The sequence below is a fragment of the Stenotrophomonas sp. HMWF003 genome, assembly GCF_003061285.1.
GTDB classification, from domain to species: Bacteria; Pseudomonadota; Gammaproteobacteria; order Xanthomonadales; family Xanthomonadaceae; genus Stenotrophomonas; species Stenotrophomonas maltophilia_AP.
The window spans coordinates 3,082-10,481 of sequence record NZ_QAIW01000323.1; the positions used below are offsets into that span (position 1 = coordinate 3,082).

At 67.9% G+C, this 7,400-nt stretch carries 2 protein-coding genes and 1 pseudogene; all 3 read left to right on the top strand.

All coding sequences use genetic code 11. The features are described 5' to 3' along the window. Window positions 1–270 (top strand): annotated as a pseudogene (locus DBR34_RS23015) (hypothetical protein); the annotation flags it as partial. After that, the gene (locus tag DBR34_RS13085) at window positions 267–2,285 is read left to right on the top strand and encodes a hypothetical protein (RefSeq protein ID WP_128097111.1); all 2,019 of its coding nucleotides are present in this window, start codon (window positions 267–269) and stop codon (window positions 2,283–2,285) included. The pseudogene DBR34_RS23015 and the gene DBR34_RS13085, both read left to right, overlap by 4 nt. A 125-nt stretch (window positions 2,286–2,410) precedes the next feature. Continuing rightward, window positions 2,411–7,400: DNA repair ATPase (locus DBR34_RS13090; protein WP_258223899.1), on the top strand; the 4,990-nt coding region annotated here is incomplete at its 3' end.

A 7,400-nucleotide genomic window follows, 5' to 3' on the forward strand; every position in this document is an offset into this window, starting at 1 on the left:
CCCCAGGCGTCACTGCTGGGCCGCGTCGGCGTGGTCGCCTCGCCGCAGGTCACCGCCACCGTGGGCCATGCCAACGTCGACGACGGCGGCGCCGGGCTGATCCTGCAGGTGCGCTCGCACGACGGCAGCGTGCTCGCACGCGGCGACCGCGTGGTCCTGCTGGACTACCTGGCCGACCACAACCATTACCTGGTGGTGCGTGAGAACGCCCACCCCGCGCTTTCCATCCAAGACAGCCTGATTGCGGGCGATAAGGAGATCCATCGATGAGTTTTGCGACCTTGGCCCCGTTCGTGATCGGGGTGGGCATCCTGCTGGTCCTGCTGCTTGGCCTGGCCGGCCTGTTCAAAGCGTTCTACCGCAAGGTGGACCAGGGCGTGGCCCTGATCGTCAACGACATGAGTTCGCAGCCCAAGGTGCACTTCACCGGTGCGCTGATCATTCCGGTGCTGTACCGCGCCGAGCTGATGCGGATCAGCCTGATCACCCTGCAGATCGACCGCCGCGGCAAGGAAGGCCTGATCTGCCGCGACAACATGCGCGCCGACATCGCCGTGGCCTTCTACCTGCGCGTCAACGAAACCCAGGCCGACGTGTTGCGCGTGGCCAAGGCGATCGGTGCCGACCGCGCCTCGGACAAGCATGCGGTCGATGAACTGTTCAACGCCAAGTTCTCCGAAGCGCTGAAGACGGTGGGCAAGAAGTTCGAGTTCACCGAACTGTTCGAAAAGCGCCAGGAATTCCGCGACGAGATCATTGCCGTGATCGGCAACGACCTGAACGGCTATGCGCTGGAAGACGTCGCCATCGACTACCTGGAGCAGACCCCCAAGCTGCTGCTGGACCAGAACAACATCCTCGACGCCCAGGGCATCCGCAAGATCACCGAGCTGACCGCCACCCACAACGTGGTCACCAACGAGCTGGAACAGAACGAAAAGCTGGCCATCACCAAGAAGAACGTCGAAGCGCGCGAAGCGCTGCTGGCGTTGGAACGCCAGCAGGCCGAAGCCGAGGCCCGCCAGAAGCGCGAGATCGAAACCATCCGCGCGCGTGAGGAAGCCGAAACCGCCAAGGTCCAGGAAGAGCAGCGCCAGCTGTCCGAGCAGGCACGCATCGAAGCGCAGGAAGTCATCGACATCCGCGAACAGAACCGCATGCGCGAAGTGGAAGTGGCCGAGCAGAACCGCCAGCGCGCGGTGGCCATCGAATCCGAGCGCGTCGAGCGCGCGCGCCAGCTGGAGCAGGTCACCACCCAGCGCGAAGTGCAACTGCAGGGCGTGGAGCGCGACAAGGTGGTGGAGTCCGGCAAGATGGACGTGGCCAACATCACCCGCGAACGCATCGCCATCGACAAGACCGTGGCCCAGGAAGAAGAGCGCATCAAGGAAGTGCGTGAGGTGTCCGAAGCCGATCGCCAGAAGCAGGTACTGATTCTGGAAGCCGAAGGCAAGGCGCAGGAACTGCTGGTGCGCCAGGTCAAGGAGGCACAGGCGGCCGAAACCTCGGCCAAGCACCGTGCCGTGGAAATCACCACCCTGGCCCAGGCCCAGCACGAAGCAGCCGGCAAGCAGGCCGACGCCAAGCGCCTGCTGGCCGACGGTACCCGTGCCGAACAGGCCGCCCCCGGCCTGGCCGAGGCGCAGGTGCGCGAAGCCTCGGCGCTGGCCATCGAGAAGGTCGGCATCGCCGAAGCCCGCGTGATCGAAGCCAAGGCCGAAGCCAACCTCAAGCAGGGCACCAACGAGGCCCGCGTGCTGGCCGAGAACCTGCAGGCCCAGGCCCATGGTGAAGAGCAGATGGGCCGTGCCCGCGCCACCGCGACCGAGTCCATCGGCGGCGCCGAAGCCGGCGTGGTGCAGAAGAAGCTGCTGGCCGAGGCCGAAGGCCTGGTCCGCAAGTTCGAGGCGATCGGTTCGCTCAGCGACACCGCGCGCGGCCACGAAGAGTTCCGCATGATGCTCGACAACAGCCTCAAGCAGGCACTGGCCTCGATCGATGCCGGCAAGGAAGTCTCGCGCGAGAACGCCGGCGTCATCGCCAGCGCACTGCGCAACGCCGACATCGACCTGGTGGGCGGCGACGGCGGCATGTTCGAGAACCTGATCAAGGCCGTGTCGCTGGGCAAGTCCATCGAAGGCCTGGCCGACAAGAGCCCGATCGTGCAGGAGCTGATGCAGCGCTACCTGGGCGTGGGCCCGCGCGAATCCGCGCCGCGCCAGATCAGCGAAGACACGGTTGAAGCGGTGCCCAGCGTGACCGCCACCGTGGTCGAAACCCGCTGAGCCGCACTGCCGGCGCGCCGCCTTGGGGTGGCGTGTCCGGCACCCCGGCGGTGGCCATGAGGCCGCCGCCACGCCTTTCCCGGCCGGCTCGCCCGGCCGGTTGTCCGTGAGCCGGAAGGAAGCCGATGTCCGATACCGCCAACCGTCCCGAGCCGTCCGCGCCGGAAGCCACTGCCAGCGTCGACCAGGCTGTTGCCCAGGGCGGCGCCTATGAAGTGCTGCGCCGCCGCCTGGCCGAGCAGGGCAGCCGCCTACGCAGCGTCGCCGATGCCCTCAACACGCAGCGCCTGGCCGAGTTCGGCGACAGCCGGCTGGAGGTCACCGGCCGCTTCCGCATCCGCAGCGAAAACAACTGCGTCGGCCGCGACATCGTCCAGGTCGGTCCGGACCTGCTGCTGTTCGGCTACAACGTGTACATCGGGCTCAAGACCCAGACCCGCGTCGAAGACGTGTTCGGGCTGTACCGGCTGGTGCAGGCCAACGACGGCTACGACGTGGTGCCGGTGGACGCCAAGGGCAGCTTCCTGGCCCAGCCGGCGTTCGTGCACGACTTCGGCGAGCTCTACGCCTATTACAAGCACGCGCGCCTGCTGCAGCTGATCGTGGTCGGCGACAAGCTGCTGGCCTCGTTCCAGATCGGCGAGCGCAGCAGCGACGTGCGCGTGTTCCGCTGGGCGCTGGCCCGTGACGGCGCACTGACCTACCTGGACGCCCGGGGCGAGCGCGACATCGCACTGCCGCCGCCGTTCGACTTCGAGTGGACGCGCGCCACGCGCGACATGGCCGTTACCGGTCGCCATGCGCACCTGAACATCCTCGACAGCCTGTTCGTGGAAACCACCGGCGGCGACCTCACCATCAAGGTCGAGAACAACACCGAGAGCGGGCAGGGCGTCTACAGCGAACCGGTCGAGGACAGCACGCAGTCGCTGGACGACGCGCAGTTCGACTTCGCCCGGGTGGGCTCGCTGATCCTGCTCAAGGTGCTGCCGTACCGCGAAACGGTGTGGCGGGGCCTGATCTACAACACGCTCACCGGCAACATCATCCGCAACGATGCCATCGTGCAGGCCTGCGTACAGCTGCCCGAAGACCACGGCATCATCTTCCCGGGCGGCTATTACCTGCAGAGCGGCGAGCACAAGGCGTTCGACGCGGCGATGGACGGCATGCAGTTCAAGCGCGCCATCCGCTCGCCCAACGGCGAAGACGTGCTCTACATCTTCTACGAGCGCGAAGGCGGGCGCTCGGCGCTGTTTGTCTACAACACCATCCAGCGCGTGCTGCAGAACCCGGTGTTCGGCCACGGCTACGCCTTCATGCACGACGGGCGCATGGTGCTGTTCCATGCCGAAGGCAGCGAGCCGACCCGCATCCACGCCATGCAGGTCTGGCAGACGCCGTTCAGCAGCGACGAGTTCGCCGCCAGCCGTCCGCCCGGCAACACCTTCATGGGCCGCATCGGCAATGCCGAGCTGGTGCGCGGCATCTCCAACCTGTTCGACCTGGCCCGCACCATCGAAGGCGATGACGTGTCGGTGCAGCGCTACCAGCGCCTGGTGCAGGACACCCGGCGCCTGTTCGACGCCCACCACTGGCTGGACGACGCGCAATGCGGGGGCGCGGTCAGCCTGCTGCGCGAGGTCAGCAGCACCGGCGAGTCGGTGCTGGACGAATACGAGAAAGTGCAGTCGATCCGCGCGCAGTCCGCGCAGGCCATGGCCCAGGCGCAGAACACGCAGAAGGCGTTGCTGGCCCGCCTGCAGCCGGAGAACTGGAAAGACGTGCAGTCCTTCGTCGAGGCGCTCAATGCGATCTCGGCGCAGCGTGGGCACCTGCTCACCATCCGCGACTACCGCTACATCGACACCGACCTGATCGATGCGATGACCGCCGCGCTGCAGCAGGCGCATGAGGCCATCGGCGCGGCCACCGGCGCGTTCCTGGCCGGCGACGCGGCGCTGGCCCCGCTGGGCGAGCGCCTGCAGGCGCTGGACGAGGCCGCGCAGCAGGCCGAAAGCGCGCGGGTGCTGGACGAACAGCTGGCCGGCCTGCGCGCCATGTCGGCCGACCTGGACATGCTGTCCGAGCTGATGGCCGGCCTGAAGGTCGACGACGCCACCGCGCGCACCCGCGTGGTCGAGGCGATCTCGGCCATCTACGCGCGCCTCAACCAGACCCGCGCACGCGCCGAACAGCGTCGCCGCAGCCTGGGGTCGGCCGAAGCGGTGGCGCAGTTCGCCGCGCAGTTCGCGCTGTTCTCGCAGGCCATCACCAGCGCGCTGGCGATGGCCACCGATCCCGAACGCGCCGACGAACAGATGTCGCGGCTGCTGGTGCAGCTGGAGGAACTGGAAAGCCAGTTCGGCGAACACGAGCAGTTCCTGGGCGACATCCTGGCCAAGCGCGAGGAACTGATCGATGCCTTCGAGGCCCACAAGCAGGCGCTGCTGGACGAGCGCCAGCGCAAGGCGCGCTCGGTGCTGGACGCGGCCACCCGCATCCTCGACGGCCTGGCCAAGCGCACCGAGCGCTTCGCCACCGCCGACGAGCTCAACGCCTTCTTCGCCGGCGACCCGCTGATCCTCAAGCTGCGCGAACTGGCCGAACGCCTGCGCGGCCTGCGTGACAGCGTCAAGGCCGACGACATCGAATCACGCCTGAAAGGCGTGCGTGACCAGGCCGTGCGCGCGTTGCGCGATCGCAGCGACCTGTTCGAGGCCGGCGGCAACGTCGTGCGCCTTGGCCCGCGGCACCGCTTCAGCGTGAACACCCAGGCGCTGGACCTGACCATCCTGCCGCGCGGCGACGCGCTGGCCATCCACCTCACCGGCACCGACTTCCTGGAGCCGCTGCACGATCCCGAACTGGCCGAACTCAAGCCGTACTGGCAGCTCAGCCTGGATTCGGAATCGGACACGCTGTACCGCGGCGAGTACCTGGCCGGCAGCGTGCTGCGTGCAGCCATGGAAAACCGTGACGGGCTCGACCTGGCCGGGTTGCAGCACAGCGCTGCCGAGCCCGAGGCGCTGGACCGCAGCGTGCGTGATTTCGCCGCGCCGCGTTACCGCGAAGGCTACGAGCGCGGCATCCATGACCACGACGCCACCGTGATCCTGCGCGCGCTGCTGCCGCTGCAGCAGGCGGCCGGCACCCTGTTGCACGCGCCACGCGTGCGCGCACTGGCAATGCTGTTCTGGGCCGCACGGCAGCGCCGCGAAGAGGTGGCCCAGTGGCCGGCACGCCAGGCCGGCGCCGATGCTATCGCGCGCCTGTTCGGCTCCGATGAGGGCCGCCAGGCACTGCGCACGGAGATGACGCAGGCGCTGGCCGCATTCAATGACGAACACGCGCTGCCGTTCACGGCCGCCGACCACCTGGCGGCCGCCGCCTACCTCGCCGACGAACTGTCGGCCGGCGAACCGGTGTTCACCAGCAGCCGCTATGCGCTGGCGTTGCTGGAGGCACTGGGTCAACAGCTGCAGGCGGCTGGCCAGCGCGAGGCGCTGGAGCGCGCCCTGCAGCGCGAGCAGGACGGCCTGGGCGCGCGCTGGGCGCTGGCGGGGCAGTGGCTGCGCGCCCTGTGCCGCACCCCGGCGTTCACCGACCACGCCGGCTATGCCGACGAGGCGGCTGCACTGCTGCTGGTGCAGCGCGCGCTGCGCACCCGCGCCAGCGATGTGGTGCTGCTGGTCAGCGTGGATGGCCTGCTGGGTGAACACCCGCGCATCGTGCAGGGCCACATGACCCTGTCGCTGGATGATTTCCTGGCGCGCCTGCAGCACCACACCGGCGTGTTCGTGCCTGCGTTCCATGCCTACCAGGCGGTCCGCCAGCGCATCGTCACGCGCGAACGCGACACCCTGCGCCTGTCCGAGTTCAAGGCGCGGCCGCTGTCCTCGTTCGTGCGCAACAAGCTGATCAACGACGTCTACCTGGGCGTGATCGGCGACAACCTGGCCAAGCAGATGGGCACGGTGGGCGAAAACAAGCGCAGCGACCTGATGGGCCTGCTGATGATGATCTCGCCGCCCGGCTACGGCAAAACCACGCTGATGGAATACGTGGCGCACCGCCTCGGCCTGGTCTTCATGAAGATCAACGGCCCGGCGCTGGGCCACGAGGTGCGCTCGCTGGACCCGGCCCAGGCGCCGGACGCCACCTCGCGCCAGGAGCTGGAAAAGCTCAATCTGGCGCTGGAAATGGGCAACAACACCATGTTGTATGTCGATGACATCCAGCACACCCACCCGGAATTCCTGCAGAAGTTCATCTCGTTGTGCGACGGCACGCGCCGCATCGAAGGCGTGTGGCGCGGGCGCACCCGCACCTACGACATGCGCGGCAAGAAATTCTGCGTGGTGATGGCCGGCAACCCGTATACCGAGTCCGGCGAGGTGTTCAAGATTCCGGACATGCTGGCCAACCGCGCCGACATCTACAACCTGGGTGACGTGCTGGGCGGCATGGAAGACGCCTTCACCCTGAGCTACATCGAAAACAGCCTGACCTCCAATCCGGTGCTGGCGCCGCTGGCCACCCGCGACATGGCCGACCTGTACCTGCTGGTGGAGCGGGCGATGGGCAAGGAGGTGTCCACCAACGCGCTCAGCCACGCCTACAGCGGCGCGGAGGTCAACGAGATCGTCGCCACCCTGCAGCGCATGCTGCGCGTGCGCGACGTGGTCTACCGCGTCAACCAGCAGTACATCGCCAGTGCGGCGCAGGACGACCGCTATCGCACCGAACCGGCGTTCCGGCTGCAGGGCAGCTACCGCAACATGAACAAGCTGTCGGAGAAGATCTCGCCGGTGATGAACGACGCCGAGCTGCAGCAGCTGGTGTCCGACCACTACCAGGGCGAGGCGCAGCTGCTCACCACCGGGGCCGAGGAAAACCTGCTCAAGCTGGCCGAACTGCGGGGCCTGCTGCAGGGCGCCGAGCTGGAGCGCTGGCAGCAGATCAAGCGTGACTTCCTGCGCAACAAAGCCATGGGCGCCGACGACGCCGATGTCGGCGGGCGCGTGGTGGCGCAGCTGGCCGACATCGCCAGCGCGCTGCAGCTGCCGCCGCCAGCGGCCGTGGCCGAGGCGGAGCCCGCGCCTTGGCCACGGC

Excerpts from the sequence above, each read along its gene's own strand:
- DBR34_RS13085 (WP_128097111.1), top strand. The coding sequence starts at position 267 with ATGAGTTTTGCGACCTTGGCCCCGTTCGTGATCGGGGTGGGCATCCTG.